This is a genomic window from Allobosea sp. RIT-PG3_2 (genome assembly GCF_057321085.1).
In genome coordinates, this window is record NZ_JBXWCA010000011.1 from 80,937 (window position 1) to 97,651 (window position 16,715).

Here is a 16,715-nt window from a genome sequence, read left to right on the forward strand (position 1 = left end):
GGGCCCGGCCATCGTTGTCCTGGTCGGAACGATCGCGCGGCAGCTCAGAGGCTGCGCTTGATCTCTTCGACGCGGTAGCACTCGATCACGTCGCCAGGGCGCATGTCCTGGTAGTTCTCGAAGGACATGCCGCATTCCTGGCCGGCGACGACTTCCTTTGCATCGTCCTTGAAGCGCTTGAGCTGCCCCAGCTTGCCCTCGTGGACGACGACGTTGTCGCGGATCAGGCGGACATTGGCGCCGCGCTCGATCGTACCGTCGGTGACGCGGCAACCGGCGATCTTGCCGACCTTCGAGACGTTGAAGATCTCGAGGATCGACGCGTTGCCGAGCATGGTTTCGCGCAGCGTCGGCGCCAGCAGGCCCGACATCGCGTCCTTCACGTCATCCATCAGGTTGTAGATGATGTTGTAGTAGCGGATCTCGACGCCGGCCCTGTCGGCCGCCTCGCGCGCTTCCTTGTGGGCGCGCACGTTGAAGCCGACCACGACAGCGCCCGAAGCCTGGGCGAGCGTGACGTCCGACTCGGTGATGGCGCCGACGCCCGAGGACAGGACGCGAGCCCGCACCTCCTCGTTGCCGACCTTCTCGAGCGCTCCGACGATGGCCTCGACAGAGCCCTGCACGTCGCCCTTGACGACGAGCGGGAACTCCTTGCGGCCCGCGCCTTCCTTGAGCTCGCGCATCATCTCGGCCAGCGAACGGCCGGCGCCGGAGGCGGCACCGCGCGCGGCGAGGCGATCACGACGCTGACGCTCGCGATAATCGGTGATCTCGCGGGCACGCGCTTCCGACTCGACCACCGCGACGCGGTCGCCGGCCTCGGGCGTGCCGTTGAAGCCGAGAACCTCGACCGGCATGGAGGGCGGAGCCTCCTTCACCTGCGCGCCGGTATCGGCGATCAAGGCGCGGACGCGGCCCCATTCGGCGCCGGCGACGACGATGTCACCGGTGCGCAGCGTGCCGCGCTGGACGAGCACGGTCGCGACCGGACCACGACCGCGGTCGAGCTTGGCCTCGATGACCGTGCCTTCGGCGGGGCGCTCGGGATTGGCCTTGAGATCGAGCAGTTCGGCCTGAAGCGCGATCGCCTCGAGCAGCTTGTCGAGATTCTGCCCGGTCTTGGCGGACACCGAGACCTCGAGGGTCTCACCGCCGAGCGATTCGACCTGGATCTCGTACTGCAAGAGCTCGGCACGCACCCGGTCGGGGTTGGCATCGGGCTTGTCGACCTTGTTGATCGCGACGATCAGCGGCACGCCGGCAGCCTTGGCGTGATGAATCGCCTCGGCGGTCTGCGGCATGACGCCGTCATCGGCGGCCACGACGAGCACGACGACGTCCGTCACCTTGGCGCCGCGGGCGCGCATCGCCGTAAAGGCGGCGTGGCCGGGGGTGTCGATGAAGGTCACCTGGCTGCCCAGCGGGGTCGTCACCTGATAGGCGCCGATATGCTGGGTGATGCCGCCGGCCTCGCCGGTGACGACCTTGGTCTTGCGGATCGCATCGAGCAGCGAGGTCTTGCCGTGGTCGACATGGCCCATGATGGTCACGACCGCCGGGCGGGACGCGAGGGTCTCGTCGATATCAGGCGTATCGAACAGGCCTTCCTCGACGTCGGATTCGGCGACGCGCTTGACGGTGTGGCCCATCTCCTCGGCGATGAGCTGAGCGGTGTCGGCGTCGATCACATCGGTGATCTTGTGCATCGCGCCCTGCTTCATCAGCAGGCGGATGACGTCGACAGCCCGCTCCGTCATGCGGTTGGCCAGTTCCTGGATGGTGATCGTCTCGGGGATGATCACCTCGCGCATCACGCGTTCCTTCTGCGCGTCGGAGGCCCGGTGCCCGGTCATCCGCTGCACGCGGCGGCGGAATGAGGCGACCGAACGCGTCCGCTCGTCGTCGCCGCCCGTGGCGGTGGCGAGCGTCAGACGGCCGCGCGGCTTGTCGTTGGTGGTCTTCGGCGTCTTCGGCGCCGCCGGAGCGGGACCACGGCCGGCGCCGGCGCCCACGCCGGGACGGCGGAACGCGGCCTTGACGTCGACGTCATCCGAGCGATTGCGCGGGGCGCCGCTGGACGGCACCTGACGGGCGGGACGCGCGATGGCGGGCTCGGCGGGGGCCGAGGCATCCACCCGGGGCGGCCTGGGCGCATCCGAGCGCGGCGGGCGGCTATCGAGGCGCGGCGGACGCGCACCGGTGTCGCGCATCGGCTGCCGCGGCGCGAACTCGCGCGGGCCGGACGGGGCCGGACGGCCAAAATACTGGGTCGGCTGCGGCGCGGGGGCCGCTGCCTGGGGAGCGGCATCGCGCGGCGCGGCGGGCGGAGCGGCCGGGCGGGGCGCGTGATCCTCGCGCTGGCGCACGACGCTCTCGGCGCGACGCTTCTGCTCGTCTTCGTGGCGACGGCGTTCCTCTTCCTGGCGCTGGCGCGCCTGGGCGGCCTCGCGCTCCTGGCGCTCGCGGTCGGCGGCGGCCGCACGCTGGCGGGCATCCTCCTCGGCGGCGCGGCGCGCCTCGGCCTCGGTGCTGCGCGCTTCGGCGAGGGCGCGCTGACGCGCATCCTTCTCCTCGTCGGACAAAGTCCGCAGCAGCATGCTGCCGGCCGGACGCTGCGGAGCGGGCGCGGGGCGGGGCTGCGGAGCGGCCTGCTGCGTCGGAGCCTGCGGAGGACGCGGCGCGACGGGTTCCTTCACCTCCGGCCCGCCGGCGCGGCGCTTGACCTCGACGACGACCTGCTTGGAGCGCCCATGCGAGAAGCTCTGGCGAACAGTGCTCTGCTCGACAGGCCGCTTCAGCGACAGGGTCTTGGGCGGGTTGACGGAAAGAGTCTTGTCGCCCGGGTTTTTGGTATCGGTCATTCCGCGTTCGGTCCTGCCGGTTCGGTCGTGTCTTCAGTGTCGTTCTGGTCGGGTGCGGCGGTATCGTCCGTCCGGTAACGGACGAGCCGACGCCAGCGCGAGAGCACGCCCTCGGCCGCTGGTCCCGGAGCAAGCGCGGCATGTATCACATGTGCCCGCCCCAACGCCAATTCCAAATCCGCCGCCGTGAAAATCGCGACGACGGGCAATTCCCGGGCCTTGAGCCCTTCGGCCGCGCGGGCCGCCGCCAACCTGCGGACCGACTGGCCGATCTTGCGCTTGCCGTCCTCGGCTCCGTCGCTCGCCGCGACGACTGCGAGGCAGCGGCCTGATTCAACGAGCGCCTCGACCTTGGCAAAGCCGGCGATGACGAGGCCGGCCTTGTTGGCCATCGACAGCGCCTGCAGCGCGTCCCGATGCATCAACCGGTCGATCATATCCGGCAAATCAGCCGGAACCGCGACCTTCGCCTTGAGCGAGCGCTCGAAGGCTTTTCGCTTGATCGCCTCGGCCACGGTCTTGCGGCTCAAGCTGGCCCAGACACCGCGGCCGGGCAGCTTGCGCCGCAGATCCGGCACGAGCACGCCATCCGGTCCGGCGACGAAGCGGATCAGATCGTCAGGCTTCTTCACGGTGCGCGTGACGACGCAGCTCCGCTCCTGACCATCCTTCTGCGCCGCCTTCACCGCGACAGCTCCGCTCAGGCCTCTGCCGCCTCGTCGGCTTCGGTCTCGGGCTCCTCGGTCGGCGCCTCGATCCAGCCGGCGTGGACGCGCGCAGCCATGATGATGGCCTCGGCATCCTGGCGGGAGAGATCGAAGCCGTCGAGATAGCCGGCGTGACGGGTCGACTCGCCGTCCTTGCGCTCGGTCCAGCCGATCAGGTCGTCCGTGGCGCAGCCCGCGAGATCCTCGACGCTCTTCACGTCGTTCTCGCCGAAAGCGACCATCATGGAAGTGGTGACGCCATCGACCTCGCGCAAGGCGTCCTCGACGCCGAGAGCGCGGCGCTTCTCGTCGAGCTCGGCCTCGATGGTGGCCAGATGCTCGAGCGCACGGCTCTGGATCTCGCCGGCGGTGTCCTCGTCGAAGCCCTCGATCGAGGCGAGCTCGGCGAGGTCGACATAGGCGAGCTCCTCGACGTTGCGGAAGCCTTCCGAAGCCAGCAGCTGGCCGACCGTCTCATCGACGTTCAGCGCGTTCATGAAGATCTCGGTGCGCTGCAGGAATTCCTTCTGGCGGCGCTCCGACTCCTCGGCTTCCGTCAGGATGTCGATATCCCAGCCGGTGAGCTGCGAGGCGAGGCGCACGTTCTGGCCGCGGCGGCCGATGGCGAGCGAGAGCTGCTCGTCGGGCACCACGACCTCGATCTTGTCGGCTTCCTCGTCGAGCACCACCTTCGCGACTTCCGCCGGCTGCAGCGCGTTGACGACGAAGGTCGCGACATCCGGCGACCACGGAATGATGTCGATCTTCTCGCCCTGCAGCTCGCCGACGACGGCCTGCACGCGCGAACCACGCATGCCGACGCAGGCGCCGACCGGATCGATCGAGGAATCGCGGGAGATCACGGCGATCTTGGCGCGCGAACCCGGATCGCGGGCCACGGCCTTCACCTCGACGATCCCGTCATAGATCTCAGGCACTTCCTGGCCGAAGAGCTTGGCCATGAACTGCGGATGGGTTCGCGACAGGAAGATCTGCGGGCCGCGCGGCTCGCGGCGCACGTCGTAGACATAGGCGCGGGCGCGGTCACCGACCTTGAAGGTCTCGCGCGGGATCATCTCGTCGCGGCGGATGATGGCTTCGCCACGGCCGAGATCGACGAAGACGTTGCCGTACTCGACGCGCTTGACCGCACCGTTGACGATCTCGCCGATGCGATCCTTGTACTCGTCGTACTGACGGTCACGCTCGGCCTCGCGCACCTTCTGGACGATGACCTGCTTGGCCGACTGGGCGGCGATGCGGCCGAAATCGAAGGGCGGCAGCGGATCGGCGATGACGTCGCCGACCTGGGCGGCCGGGTTGTGGCGCTTGGCCTCGTCGACCGTGATCTCGATCGCCGGGTTCTCGACGGTCTCGACGACCTGGAGATGGCGGGCGAGGCGCAGCTCGCCGGTCTTGGTGCTGATCTCGGCATGGACGTCGGTCTCGGCGCCGTAGCGCGAGCGGGCGGCCTTGGCGATGGCGTCCTGCATGGCATCGACGACGATCTGGCGATCGATCGACTTCTCGCGCGCCACCGCGTCGGCGATCTGCAGCAGTTCGAGCCTGTTGGCGCTGACGACCATGACGCTCACTCCTCTTCGGTATCGTTGCTTTGCGGAACCGCATTGCCGGTCTTGCCCGGTCGCGGTCCCAGCGATTTCCCTCGGCCCTTCTTCGGGCTGGCGATCTCTTCGGCCGCCGGCATCTCCGGCGGCAGGCCGGACTTGCCGCGGCGCAGCGATTCCGTGACGAGCGCATCGGTCAGAACCAGCCGCGCCTCGGCGATCAAGCGCATCGGAATTGCGACGTCGCGCTCTTCCTCGCTCTTGGCGTCGTCCCGCGTCAGCAGCGCATCCTTCCCGGCCACGCCACGCAGGATGCCGCGGAAGCGCTTGCGGCCGGAAACCGGCTCGCTCGTGTCGATCTTGGCGAGATGGCCGGCCCAGCGCTCGAAGTCGCTCGCACGTACCAGCGGCCGGTCGATGCCCGGCGACGACACCTCGAGATAATAGGCCGCCTGAATGGGATCGTCGACGTCGAGCACCGGCGAAACCGCCTGGCTGATCTCCTCGCAACCCTCGACCGTCATCGAGCCATCGGGCCGCTCGGCCATGATCTGCACGGTGCAGCCGTTCTGCGCGGTCACGCGCACACGCACCAGCCGGTAGCCGAGATCGACGATCGCCGGCTCGATGATCGTGGCGACACGCGCCGCCACGCCGCCTTCGACAACAAGTCGGGCTTCATGAGCGGATGATGCTGTCGGTTCGCTTGTCGTCATGCCCCGGGCCGTCCCGTCTGCCTCCGGCGGGTTGCGGCCAATAAAAAAGAGCGGGCCGGCCGGCCCGCTCTTGATCACCGGCGTTAACCGATACCAGAGCTGTTGGGCGCTATTTAGTCCGCATCGCCCCGATATGCAAGCTCCGCGCATCGGCGATAACCCGATGGTCATCCTTCCCGGCCAATGTGGGAAACGTGATAGTGGTTGAGGACAGAGTATGAGTGCGGTCGCAACGCTGCTGCGAGACCTCGAAACGACGATGGCGCGCGGCTCCAGCGACGAGCGCGCCGTCGTTCTCTCGCGCCTGACGGATCTCTTCCTCGCGACCGCGATCGACATGGACGAGGAGCAGGTCGGCGTCTTCGACGCGGTCATCGGGCGGCTGTCGCGGGCGATCGAGTTGCGCGCCCGCGTCGAACTGTCGGAACGCATTGCGCCCGTGCCCAATGCGCCGAGCGGCGTGGTGCGCCAGCTTGCCCTCGACGAGATCGCCGTGGCGCGCGCGGTGCTGGTGCAATCGCCGCGCCTGACCGATCAGGACCTCGTCGCGGTCTCCGCAACCAAGGGCCGCGACCACATGCTCGCCATCACCGAGCGGCCGGACCTCGGCGAGCCGGTCACCGACTTCCTCATCCTGCGCGGCGGGCGCGTCGTGACCCATGCGGTCGCTGCCAACCAGACCGCGCGCTTTTCCCGCCACGGCATGGGCGTGCTCGTGATGCGGGCGGCACAGGACGATGCGCTCCAGGCCACGCTCGGCCTGCGGCGCGATATTCCGGCCGAGCTGGTCGGCCAGCTCATGGCCGCCGCCAAGAGCTCCGCCCGCCGTCGCCTGAGCGAAAGCCTGGAACCGACGCTGGCCGGGGATGTCGACGGCGCGGTCGAGCGCGGCGCCGATGCCATCGCGGCCGGCGGCCAGATGCCCGGCGAGCTCGGCGCCATCAGCGCGGCGCTCGTGGAGATCCGGGAACTGAACGAAGCCGGCCTGCTCGACGAGGAGAAGGTTCGCAGCTTCGCGCAACAGGCCGCGACCGAGCACGCCACCTGCGCCGTCGCCGTGCTGGCGCAGCTCAGCCTGCCGGCGAGCGAACAGGTCATTCTCGGCACCGATCGCGAGGCGATCCTGATCGTCGCGCGCGGCCTCGGCTGGTCGTGGGAGACGACGGCGGCGCTGATCTCGCTGCGCAAGGATTTCGGAAAATCGCAGGCCGCCGTCGATCGCGCCCGCGACAGCTTCCGCAATCTCGCACAGAGCACGGCCCAGCGCGTGCTCGGCTTCCTCAGGATGCGCGACGCCAAGCCGTGAGGTAGCTGGAGATGCGGCCTTCGCGCACCGCCTTCGCCTCGTAGCGCGTCCGGATCCAGCCGGGATAGGGGGTGCGCCAGTCGCCCGGCCGCTCGTCGGCCCAGTCGAAATCGGGCGAGGCGAGCAGCCGCGACAGCGTCCAGCCGACATAATCGTCGATATCGCTGGCGAAGCGGAAGCGCCCTCCAGCCTTCAGAGCCCGGGCGAACAGGGCCAGAGTCCGTTCGGAGACAAAGCGGCGCTTGCGCTGGCGGCGCTTCGGCCATGGATCGGGATAAAGCAGGTCGATGGCATCGAGGCTGCCGGCCGGAAGCCGCGGCAGCAACAGGGCCGCATCGCCGTCCCAGACCCGGATATTAGTCAGCCCCTCGCGCTCGGCGACGGCGAGAAACTTGGCCATGCCGTTGATGAACGGCTCGACGCCGATGAAGCCGATCTGCGGGCTCTCGCGCATGCGCATCAGCAGATGCTCCCCGCCGCCGAACCCGATCTCCAGTCGCACGGCCTCCACCGGCTCGGGGAACAGCGCCTTCAGATCGGCGATCTCGCCTTCCGGCAGGCGCAGGCGCGGCAGGGTGTGTTCGATCAGGTGGCTCTGGCCGTCGCGCAGCGCCTTGCCCTTGCGGCGGCCGTAGAAGGCCCTTTCGTCGTGGTCGGGGTCGTGGGTCATGATCCGTGTTCGTACCGCATTGTCCGATCAAGCGCCGTCATTCCGGACGCAGCGAAGCGGAGATCCGGAATCCATCATGGAGCTCCAGAGCCCTCCGATGAATTCCGGGTCAAGCCCCGGATCACCGCGGTGTTTCAACGGCCTTATCCAGCAAGTCAAAAGAAAAAGGCCGGGTGGACCCCGGCCTTCTTGCTCATGACCCGACGAGGTCGTTTCAGGCGACAGCCTTCTTGAGCGCATCGACGAGGTCGGTCTTCTCCCAGGAGAAGCTGCCGTCGCGGCCGGCCTTGCGGCCGAAATGGCCGTAGGCCGAGGTCTTCGCATAGATCGGCTTGTTGAGGCCGAGATGGTTGCGAATGCCGTTCGGCGAGAGATCGACGAGCTTGCCCAGCACGTCCTCCAGCTTCGATTCCTCGACCTTGCCGGTCCCGTGCAGATCGACATAGATCGACAGCGGCTTGGCGACGCCGATGGCGTAGGAGAGCTGGATCGTGGCGCGGTCGGCGAGCTTGGCCGCAACGATGTTCTTGGCGAGGTAGCGGGCTGCATAAGCCGCAGAGCGGTCGACCTTGGTCGGGTCCTTGCCGGAGAAGGCGCCGCCGCCATGCGGAGCCGCGCCGCCATAGGTGTCGACGATGATCTTGCGGCCGGTGAGGCCGGCGTCGCCGTCGGGACCACCGATCACGAACTTGCCGGTCGGATTGATGTGCCAGACGGTGTCCTTGGAGATCCAGCCTTCCGGCAGGGCCTGGCGGATATAGGGCTCGACGATCTTGCGGACATCGGCCGAGCTCAGCGACTCGTCGAGATGCTGGGTCGAGAGCACGATCTGCGTGACGCCGACCGGCTTGCCGTTCTCGTACTTGACCGTGACCTGGCTCTTGGCGTCGGGGCCGAGCTTGGCGGCATCGCCTTCGCCCTTCTTGCGGGCGAGCGTCAGTGTCTCGAGGATCTTGTGGGCGTAGTAGATCGGAGCGGGCAGCAGCTCGGGCGTCTCGCGGCTGGCATAGCCGAACATGATGCCCTGGTCGCCGGCGCCGACATCCTTGTTGCCGGTCTCGTCGACGCCCTGGGCGATATCAGCCGACTGCGGATGCAGCAGCACGTCGATCTTGCACTTCTTCCAGTGGAAGCCGTCCTGCTCGTAGCCGATGTTGCGGATCGCCTTGCGGGCGGCCGACTTCACCTTGGACTTGATCTGCTTCTCGTCGAGATGGGTACGGACCTCGCCGGCGATAACGACGCGGTTGGTCGTCGCCAGCGTCTCGGCCGCGACGCGAACCTTGGACGGCTCATAGCCGGCCTTGACCGCCTCCTTGAAGAACAGATCGACGATTTCGTCCGAGATCCGGTCGCAGACCTTGTCGGGATGTCCCTCGGAGACGGACTCGCTGGTGAAAAGATAATTCTGGCGTGACACGGTCGCAGGACCCCCTGAAGCGGCACATCGAAAAGGCCGGCGCCTCGCACCAGCTTGAAGAACACGCCGTCATCGCAGCGGACGCGTTCGCCGTCAAGCCAACAAATCCGTTAATCGAAAGTATTGTTCGTCAAGACGAACAAAATCGAGGCAGAATCAGGCTTTTTCGCCGTCTTCCTCAGCCAACGCCTCGACGAGATCGATAATCCGGCGCCGAACGCGGCCGCTCTTGATGCGGGTGAAGGCCTTGGTGAGCTGCACGCCTTCGCTGGTCGTCAGGAAGTCGGAAATATAGGCGGTGGCAGCGGAATCGGCGAAACCGCCGGAAGGCGCATCGCCCGAAGGAGCTCCGTCGAAGAAGAAGGCAACGGGTACGTCGAGCTCTTTGGCGATCTGCTGCAGGCGGCTCGCGCTGATGCGGTTGGAGCCCTTTTCGTATTTCTGAACCTGCTGGAACGTCAGGCCCAGCGCATCGCCGAGCTTTTCCTGGCTGATGCCGGCGAGCATTCGGCGCATACGGACGCGGCTGCCGACATGCCTGTCGATCGGGTTGGGGACTTTCTTGATCATGATTAGCCTGCTCTTGCGTCAGTTGTCATGACCAGGAGCCGCCATCCTGGTCGGCATGGAACTCGTGGTGTATTATAGGCTCCGCGGACGGTCTACTCTTTCTCGCAAAATTTGTTCCAAATGGGATGATCAGGCGTTTTTGAAGCGGGAAAATGCTATAAAAATAAGCAACATGCCCGCAAAAATCGCATCCCCGGCCCGCGCATAGGGCGTGATCGGCCCGCTACGTGGAAGCTGGGAATCCAACACGCCCTCCATGCCCAGAGGCAGGCTCGCGATGACGCGGCCATAGGCGTCGACGACGCCGGAGATGCCGGTATTCGCGACCCGGACGAGCGGCAACCCCTCCTCGATGCTGCGCATCCGCGCCTGGGCGAAATGCTGGTAGGGGCCGCTGGTCTGGCCGAACCAGCCATCATTGGTGAGATTCAGGAAGAAGCCGGCGCGGGGACCGCGCGAAGCGACTTCACCCGGAAAGACGACCTCATAGCAGATCAGCGGCGCTGCCATGGGCAATCCCTTGACCGCGAGAGACGCTCGGCTCGCACCCGCCGCGAACCCGCCGGGAACGGAAACGAATTCGGAAAGGCCGACGCGGCGGATCAGCGTGTCTAGGAACGGCGGCAGATATTCGCCGAACGGCACGAGATGGACCTTGTCGTAGCTCGCGACGATGACGCCCTCGTCATTGACGACCTGGATCGCGTTGTAGATCGGCGGACTGCTTTCTCCCGGCAGCATCTCGCCCGCCCTCGCCGCGCCGGTGATCAAGGTCACGTCGGGTGGGAGCACGGCGGCGATCCGCGAGAGCGCTCCCGGCGAGCGGCCCAGCAGGAAAGGAAAGGCGGATTCCGGCCATATCAGATGCGTGACGGATTGCAGCCCTAGCGTCGTCGGGCTGGTCGCGCGATCGCTCAGGGCCAGGTACTGGTTGAGGATGGCCTCGCCGTTGTGGCCGTTGAATTTGGCATCCTGCGGCAGGTTCGGCTGCATCAGCCTGAGCTTCACACCGGCGACGACCGGCGAGGGGCTGGACGGGACGCGCCACAGACCGAAGGCGAACAAGCCACCGAGGGTTGCCAGCGCCATGAGTGGAGCCGTCCAGCGACCAGCCGGCGTCCCGGCCGTGCCGATCACTGCCGGCGCGGCACCGATCGCCACGGCAAGCAGGGTGAGCCCGTAGAGCCCCGTCAGCGACGCGAACTGGGCGAGATGAATCTCCCCCGCCAGCATCATGCCGTAGAGGTTCCAGGGGAAGCCGGTGAGCACATGCCCGCGCGACCACTCGGTCAGCGCCAGCGCGGCCGCGAGCACGAGGATACGCCGGGCGCCTTCCGGCCAGAACAGGCGGGCGAGGCCGAAGCCCAGTGCCGGGAAGATAGCCAGGAAGGCAGGGAGCGCGACGACGCCGAGCGGCATCGCCCAGGCGAACTTGTCGGCCTCGACGAGGAAGGCGGCGCCGAGCCACCACAGCCCCGCGAGGAAGAAGCCGAAGCCCCACCACCAGCCCGCGGCGAAGGCGGCCCGGAAACGCCGCCATGCGCTGGTGCCGACAGCACCGTCGACGAGCCAGACCGCGACCGTCATCGGGACGACGATCAGGGGCCAGAGATCGAGCGGCGGCAAGGCCAGTGCGCCGCTGGCGCCTGCGAGAAGCGCGACGAGGCGCTTGCGCCATCCCCAAGCGAGAATGACGGCCTCCGCAAGCCGCGCCATATGCATCAGCCTGGCTCCATCGCCGTTTCTTCAGGAGCCGTCTGGTTGCGGCGATGGATCGTCAGGCGCTTCACCCGGCGCTGGTCGGAATCCAGGATTTCGAAGGTCAGCCCCTCTGGTCCCTCGACGATCTCGCCCTGCGCCGGCACGCGGCCTGCCAAGGTCACGATCAGCCCGCCCAGCGTATCGATGTCGTCGGCGACCTCGTTCTGCGAGAGATCGACCCCGGTCGCGCGCTTGAGCTCGTCGAGCGTCGCGCGGGCATCGGCGGTGAAGCTGCCCTCGCCGGCCGGCGCGATCGGCGTTTCCTCGAGATCATGCTCGTCCTCGATATTGCCGACGACGATCTCGATCAGGTCCTCGATGGAGACGAGGCCATCGGTTCCGCCATATTCGTCGATGACCAGCGCGATATGGGTCCGCGTCGCCTGCATCCGGACGAGCAGATCGATCGCCGGCATCGAGGGCGGCACATAGAGCACCGGCCTCAGCAGCTCGGTCGCCGAGAGAGGCGTCGCGAGATTCACCACCGCGAGATCATGCGGCACGGCGAGCTTGCCGGTTTCTTCCTGCGGCCCGTTCTCGCCGGGGCGGGCCTTCTCGGCGATGTATTCGAGGAAATCGCGGATGTGGACCATGCCGCGGGGATCGTCGAGCGTATCGTCGAAGACCGGCAGGCGTGAATGGCCGGCCGTCCGGAAATGCGCGAGCAGCTCGTCGAGCGTCGCATCCCCCGGCACGGCGACGATATCGGCGCGCGGGATCATGACGTCGCTGACGCGGCGCTCGCGCAGGCTCAGCACGTTGCTGAGCATCGCGCGCTCCTGGGCGGAAATATCGGCGAGCTCGCCGTTCTCCTCGGCCAGGGCCTCGACGATCTCCTCGCGGGCGGTGCCGCCGGCGCGCAGGCCGAGACGCTCGAGGAACTGGCCGAGCCAATGGCCGAAGCCACGGCCATTGGTATCGGACTGGAATTGTCGACTATCGTCGCTCATGGCTGCGGGGACTGTGCGGAAGAAGGGGCCGGCGCGGCGAGAAGCTCGCCATCGGCATAGGGGTCGGCGATACCGAGGCTGGCGAGCGCCTCGACCTCGAGCGCTTCCATGCGGAGCGCTTCGGCCTCCGTCTCATGGTCCTCGCCGAGCAGATGCAGCAGGCCATGGATGACGAGATGGCGCAGATGGTCGGCGATGTCCTTGCCCTCGGCCTGCGCCTCATGCGCCACCGTCTCGTAGGCGATGACGATGTCGCCGAGCAGGGGGCTCGCGGCGATCCGCTCCGGCGGGGCGGCGGGGAAGGAGAGCACGTTCGTCGCCTTGTCGAAGCCGCGCCAGTCGCGGTTGACGATCCGGATGCGCCGGTCGTCGGTGAGCAGGAGGCTGAGTTCCGCACCGGTCAGCGGCTTGCGCGGCGCCACGGCGAGGCCCGCCGCGAGCGCTTCGGTGACCATCTCGCGCAGGCTCGCAAGGTTGCCCAGCGATTGCCAGCGGCGCGACTGGGCTCTCAGATCGAGATCGAGAGATATCTTCGCGGGTCGCGGCGCCGAGCGCCGCCCGCGAGGTCGATCGTTCATCGCGGCCGCTCCCGCGCCAACATCCGCTTCAACCCTTCAGTCTCGCCTTCGCGGTGGAGATCCGCGGGCGCATCGGGATTGCGCAAGCGCTCTTCCCGCTCCGCGCGCTCATGGCGCGACGCGGTCTCATAAGCCATCACGATGCGTCGCACCAGCTCATGCCTGACGACATCGCCTTCCTCGAAACGGGCATAGCCGACGCCGTCGACATCCTTGAGCAGCTTCACCGCCTCGACGAGGCCGGAGCGCTGGCCCGGCGGCAGGTCGATCTGCGAGGGATCGCCGGTGATGATCATGCGCGAACCCTCGCCCAGGCGGGTGAGGAACATCTTCATCTGCATCGAGGTGGCGTTCTGGGCCTCGTCGAGCAGCACGACGGCGTTGCTCAACGTGCGGCCGCGCATGAAGGCGAGCGGCGCGATCTCGATCATGCCGGTCTGCAGGCCGCGCTCGACATGTCGCGCCTCCATGAAATCGTTGAGCGCATCGTAGATCGGCCGCAGATACGGATCGACCTTCTCGCGCATGTCGCCGGGCAGGAAGCCGAGCCGCTCGCCCGCCTCCACCGCCGGTCGGGACAGGACCATGCGCTCGACCACGCCCTGCTCGATCAGCGAGACCGCGTGCCCCACGGCAAGCCAGGTCTTGCCGGTGCCCGCCGGCCCTTCGGCGAGGACGAGCTCATGGCGCTTGAGCTGGCGCAGATAGGCGTCCTGCGCCGCATTGCGCGCCCTGACCGGCCCGCGCTTGCGGGTGATCACGGCATCGAAGGAGGCCTTGCCGACATCGGCGGCCGGGAAGAGCGAGCGCTGGGTGTTGCTCTCCTCGATCGCGCCGTCGACTTCTCCCAAGGTCACGGAAGCGCCCGCCTTTGCGCGGGCATAGAGCGTCTTCAGGACGCGCCCGGCCTGCTCGGCCGTCTCGCGCGGACCCTTCACGGTGACATGGTTGCCGTTGGGATTGACCACGACGCCGAGCCGCCGCTCGAGATGAGCGAGGTTCTGATCGTATTGGCCGAAGACGAGGCTGGCGAGGCGGTTGTCGTCGAAGGACAGCACCACCTCGGTCGCCGGCAGCCCGTCCCTGCCCGCGCCCTCTGGGCGAGCTGGCGGCACGTCGCGCCGTGGGGTCCTGTCCGGTCTTTGCGTCGTCGAATCAGCCTGTGCCAAATGCGTCGCCTCCCTGGCGCCGGTTCCAGCCGGGCAGGAGCGCCCGACCGGGTCGTCTCGCAGCATAACCGAACGCAACGATCTCAGCCTGATGACAGGCCGTCTCCAATCCAGAGCAGATGGGCATGGACCTTGGCTGGCTCAAGCGGCCATGTCCTTTCCGCCTGCAACTTCCGCCTCCGCCAGACGGCCGAACAGCGAATTGGAACCCGCCCGTTCGATCGTCACCCGCACGATGTCGCCGATCTGATTCGCATCGCTCTCGATCTGCACAGCCTGCAGATAGGGCGACTTTCCGGCAAGCTGTCCGGGGTGGCGGCCCACACGCTCCAGCAGGACATCCACAGTCCGTCCGACCATCGCGGCGTTGAAGGCCTGGCGATGGTGCTCGATGCGAGCCTGCAGCCGATAGAGGCGCTCGTCCATCACGGCGCGCGGAATCTGGTGCTCCAGATCGCCCGCCGGCGTGCCCGGGCGCGAGGAATACTTGAACGAATAGCTCGAGGCGAAGCCGATCTCGTCGACGAGCCGGATCGTGTCCTCGAAATCGGCATCGGTCTCACCCGGGAAGCCGACGATGAAATCGGACGAGAGGGCAATGTCGGGCCGCGCCTTGCGGATGCGCTCGATCAGGCGGCGATAATCGTCGCCGGTATGCTTGCGGTTCATCGCCGCCAGGATGCGATCCGAACCCGCCTGCACCGGCAGATGCAGGAAGGGCATCGCCTCGGCCAGATCGCGATGGGTGGCGATGAGGTCGTCGTCCATGTCACGCGGATGGCTGGTGGCGTAGCGGATGCGGGCGATGCCCGGCACCTCGGCGACGCGCCGCATCAGCCGGGCGAGGCCCCAGACCGCTCCGTCCGGTCCCTCGCCATGGAAGGCGTTGACGTTCTGGCCGATCAGGGTGACGTCGCGCACGCCGGCCTGCGCCAGACGCTCGACCTCGGCCAGGATCTGCCCGACCGGGCGCGAGAACTCGGCGCCGCGCGTATAGGGCACGACACAGAAGGCGCAGAACTTGTCGCAGCCTTCCTGGACCGTGACGAAGGCGGAGACGCCGCGCGAGCGGATGGCCTGCGGCTTGGGAGCCGGCAGGAAACCGAACTTGTCCTCGATCGGCAGCTCGGTATCGACGACCCGCTTCCTGCCGGCCTCGGCCAGCAGCTCCGGCAGGCGGTGATAGGCCTGCGGCCCGACCACGAGATCGACGGCGGGCTGGCGCCGCTGGATCTCGCCGCCCTCGGCCTGGGCGACGCAGCCGGCGACCACGATCCTGGTCTCCTGGCCGTCCGCCTGCTGCGCCTTCTTGATGTCGCGCAGCTTTCCGAGCTCGGTGTAGACCTTCTGCACGGCGCGGTCGCGGATATGGCAGGTGTTGAGCAGGATCAGGTCCGCGCCTTCCGGCGTCGCCGTTTCCTCATAGCCCTGATGGCTCAGGATGTCGGCCATGCGCTGCCCGTCATAGACGTTCATCTGGCAGCCGAAGGACTTGATGTGGACTTTCTTCATCGTCGCGAGTCAGGACTCCAAAGCATTTTCTTACTGCGGATCGGAGGCGTTGGGAACGGCCTCGCCCCATGGCGGCATGACAGGCAAGCCCCGCGCCAGCAGGTTCAGGCAGCGGGCCGTCCCGTCACCGCCGCGCGCCGCGCCGCGCGCACCGCTTCTTGCGCCAGCCGCGTCGCCTGCTTGCGGGATGTGGCGTGGCCCATCACGATGGGCTGGCCCCAGACCAGCTCGACATCGACGGCCCCGCATTCCAGAATCAGCTTCAGATGCGGCCAGAGCTCGGTATCGCCATACCAGGCGAGCGCGGCACGCTCGATCCGCCCGCCCGGCAGGCCCTGCCAGCCGGTATAGGTGATGGCCAGCGGATAGACCGTGACATCCTCAGCCGCATCGCCCATCGCCTGATGCGCGGCGCCAAGCAGCGAGGAGCGGAAAGGCAGGACGCGCGTGCCATCGCCCGTCGTGCCCTCGGCGAAGAGCACCACCTCCTCGCCGGCCGCGATGCGCGCGCCCATGGTGGCGGCGACGCCGGCCGTGGCGCCGCGACGCTGCCGGTCGATGTAGAGGGTGCGCTGGAGGTCGGCGAGGAAACCGACCACCGGCCAGCCGGCGACCTCGCTCTTGGCGACGAAGGCGAGCTGCCGCTCGGCCCCGATGACGCCGATATCGAGCCAGGAGACGTGATTGGCGACGATGAGCGCGCCGGTCCCGGCCGGAGGCGGCGTGCCCCTGACATGGCGGCGAACTCCGAGACACCAGCAGACCAGGCGGTGAAAGCGCAGCGGCAGGACGCCGCGCCTGCTCGGCAGGACGCGCATGACCACGAGCTGGAGCAAAACGAGCCCCATCGTGGCACTCACCAGCAGGGCCAGGCGAGCGAGCGCGCCGACGCGTAGTCCCTTCATGCGCAGGCGGGTCCGGTCA

The 16,715-nt window shown here is 67.7% G+C and carries 14 protein-coding genes; 1 reads left to right on the plus strand and 13 read right to left on the minus strand.

The features are described from left to right. Positions 1 to 44: 44 nt before the first annotated feature. Genes infB through rimP form a run of 4 tightly spaced genes read right to left on the minus strand, consistent with a single transcriptional unit; the run spans position 45 to position 5,855 of the window. Positions 45 to 2,864 carry a translation initiation factor IF-2 gene (gene infB / locus AC2FAN_RS24215; RefSeq protein WP_485176666.1) on the minus strand — a complete coding sequence of 940 codons (2,820 nt, stop codon included), beginning with the start codon at positions 2,862 to 2,864 and terminating at the stop codon, positions 45 to 47. After that, a complete protein-coding gene (locus AC2FAN_RS24220; protein WP_485176667.1) occupies positions 2,861 to 3,550 on the minus strand; it encodes an RNA-binding protein in 690 nt (229 codons plus the stop codon). Before AC2FAN_RS24220 ends, infB begins: the two co-directional genes overlap by 4 nt. A 14-nt stretch (positions 3,551 to 3,564) precedes the next feature. Next, positions 3,565 to 5,157, minus strand: a complete 1,593-nt coding sequence (gene nusA / locus AC2FAN_RS24225; RefSeq protein WP_476805977.1) for a transcription termination factor NusA — start codon at positions 5,155 to 5,157, stop codon at positions 3,565 to 3,567. A 5-nt stretch (positions 5,158 to 5,162) separates the two neighbouring features. Beyond that, positions 5,163 to 5,855, minus strand: coding sequence for a ribosome maturation factor RimP (rimP, locus tag AC2FAN_RS24230; protein ID WP_265050968.1), 693 nt, complete (start codon positions 5,853 to 5,855; stop codon positions 5,163 to 5,165). Between the two features lie 217 nt (positions 5,856 to 6,072). On the opposite strand from rimP, the gene AC2FAN_RS24235 reads away from it, so the two are divergent. Then, on the plus strand, positions 6,073 to 7,161 hold the full coding sequence (locus AC2FAN_RS24235) for a DUF2336 domain-containing protein (RefSeq protein ID WP_485176668.1): 1,089 nt from the start codon (positions 6,073 to 6,075) through the stop codon (positions 7,159 to 7,161). Here the strand turns inward: AC2FAN_RS24235 and trmB are convergent. From trmB to AC2FAN_RS24280, 9 genes are all read right to left on the minus strand, one after another. Further along, entirely contained in the window at positions 7,136 to 7,831 is a 696-nt protein-coding gene (gene trmB, locus AC2FAN_RS24240) for a tRNA (guanine(46)-N(7))-methyltransferase TrmB (protein ID WP_485176670.1), read from the minus strand. The genes AC2FAN_RS24235 and trmB overlap by 26 nt on opposite strands. Before the next feature lie 214 nt (positions 7,832 to 8,045). Then, on the minus strand, positions 8,046 to 9,251 hold the full coding sequence (gene metK, locus AC2FAN_RS24245; protein WP_265050965.1) for a methionine adenosyltransferase: 1,206 nt from the start codon (positions 9,249 to 9,251) through the stop codon (positions 8,046 to 8,048). A gap of 156 nt (positions 9,252 to 9,407) precedes the next feature. Then, positions 9,408 to 9,818, minus strand: coding sequence for a helix-turn-helix domain-containing protein (locus tag AC2FAN_RS24250; protein WP_265054952.1), 411 nt, complete (start codon positions 9,816 to 9,818; stop codon positions 9,408 to 9,410). A gap of 132 nt (positions 9,819 to 9,950) precedes the next feature. Next, entirely contained in the window at positions 9,951 to 11,543 is a 1,593-nt protein-coding gene (gene lnt / locus AC2FAN_RS24255) for an apolipoprotein N-acyltransferase (RefSeq protein WP_485176671.1), read from the minus strand. Next, positions 11,543 to 12,532: a hemolysin family protein gene (locus tag AC2FAN_RS24260; protein WP_485176672.1), complete on the minus strand. Its 990-nt coding sequence runs from the start codon at positions 12,530 to 12,532 to the stop codon at positions 11,543 to 11,545. The genes lnt and AC2FAN_RS24260 overlap by 1 nt, the downstream gene beginning before the upstream one ends. Further along, on the minus strand, positions 12,529 to 13,110 hold the full coding sequence (ybeY, locus tag AC2FAN_RS24265) for an rRNA maturation RNase YbeY (protein ID WP_485176673.1): 582 nt from the start codon (positions 13,108 to 13,110) through the stop codon (positions 12,529 to 12,531). Before ybeY ends, AC2FAN_RS24260 begins: the two co-directional genes overlap by 4 nt. Next, positions 13,107 to 14,225: a PhoH family protein gene (locus tag AC2FAN_RS24270; protein ID WP_265054951.1), complete on the minus strand. Its 1,119-nt coding sequence runs from the start codon at positions 14,223 to 14,225 to the stop codon at positions 13,107 to 13,109. Before AC2FAN_RS24270 ends, ybeY begins: the two co-directional genes overlap by 4 nt. 195 nt (positions 14,226 to 14,420) lie before the next feature. Further along, complete coding sequence (gene miaB, locus AC2FAN_RS24275; RefSeq protein ID WP_485176675.1) at positions 14,421 to 15,791, minus strand: tRNA (N6-isopentenyl adenosine(37)-C2)-methylthiotransferase MiaB; 1,371 nt, start codon at positions 15,789 to 15,791, stop codon at positions 14,421 to 14,423. A gap of 104 nt (positions 15,792 to 15,895) precedes the next feature. Continuing rightward, positions 15,896 to 16,696, minus strand: coding sequence for a lysophospholipid acyltransferase family protein (locus tag AC2FAN_RS24280; RefSeq protein ID WP_265050960.1), 801 nt, complete (start codon positions 16,694 to 16,696; stop codon positions 15,896 to 15,898). Between the last annotated feature and the right edge of the window lie 19 nt (positions 16,697 to 16,715).

Coding starts and splice junctions, on each gene's coding strand:
- infB (WP_485176666.1), bottom strand. CDS start 2,864: ATGACCGATACCAAAAACCCGGGCGACAAGACTCTTTCCGTCAACCCG.
- nusA (WP_476805977.1), bottom strand. CDS start 5,157: ATGGTCGTCAGCGCCAACAGGCTCGAACTGCTGCAGATCGCCGACGCG.
- rimP (WP_265050968.1), bottom strand. CDS start 5,855: ATGACGACAAGCGAACCGACAGCATCATCCGCTCATGAAGCCCGACTT.
- AC2FAN_RS24235 (WP_485176668.1), top strand. CDS start 6,073: ATGAGTGCGGTCGCAACGCTGCTGCGAGACCTCGAAACGACGATGGCG.
- trmB (WP_485176670.1), bottom strand. CDS start 7,831: ATGACCCACGACCCCGACCACGACGAAAGGGCCTTCTACGGCCGCCGC.
- lnt (WP_485176671.1), bottom strand. CDS start 11,543: ATGCATATGGCGCGGCTTGCGGAGGCCGTCATTCTCGCTTGGGGATGG.
- AC2FAN_RS24260 (WP_485176672.1), bottom strand. CDS start 12,532: ATGAGCGACGATAGTCGACAATTCCAGTCCGATACCAATGGCCGTGGC.
- ybeY (WP_485176673.1), bottom strand. CDS start 13,110: ATGAACGATCGACCTCGCGGGCGGCGCTCGGCGCCGCGACCCGCGAAG.
- miaB (WP_485176675.1), bottom strand. CDS start 15,791: ATGAAGAAAGTCCACATCAAGTCCTTCGGCTGCCAGATGAACGTCTAT.
- AC2FAN_RS24280 (WP_265050960.1), bottom strand. CDS start 16,696: ATGAAGGGACTACGCGTCGGCGCGCTCGCTCGCCTGGCCCTGCTGGTG.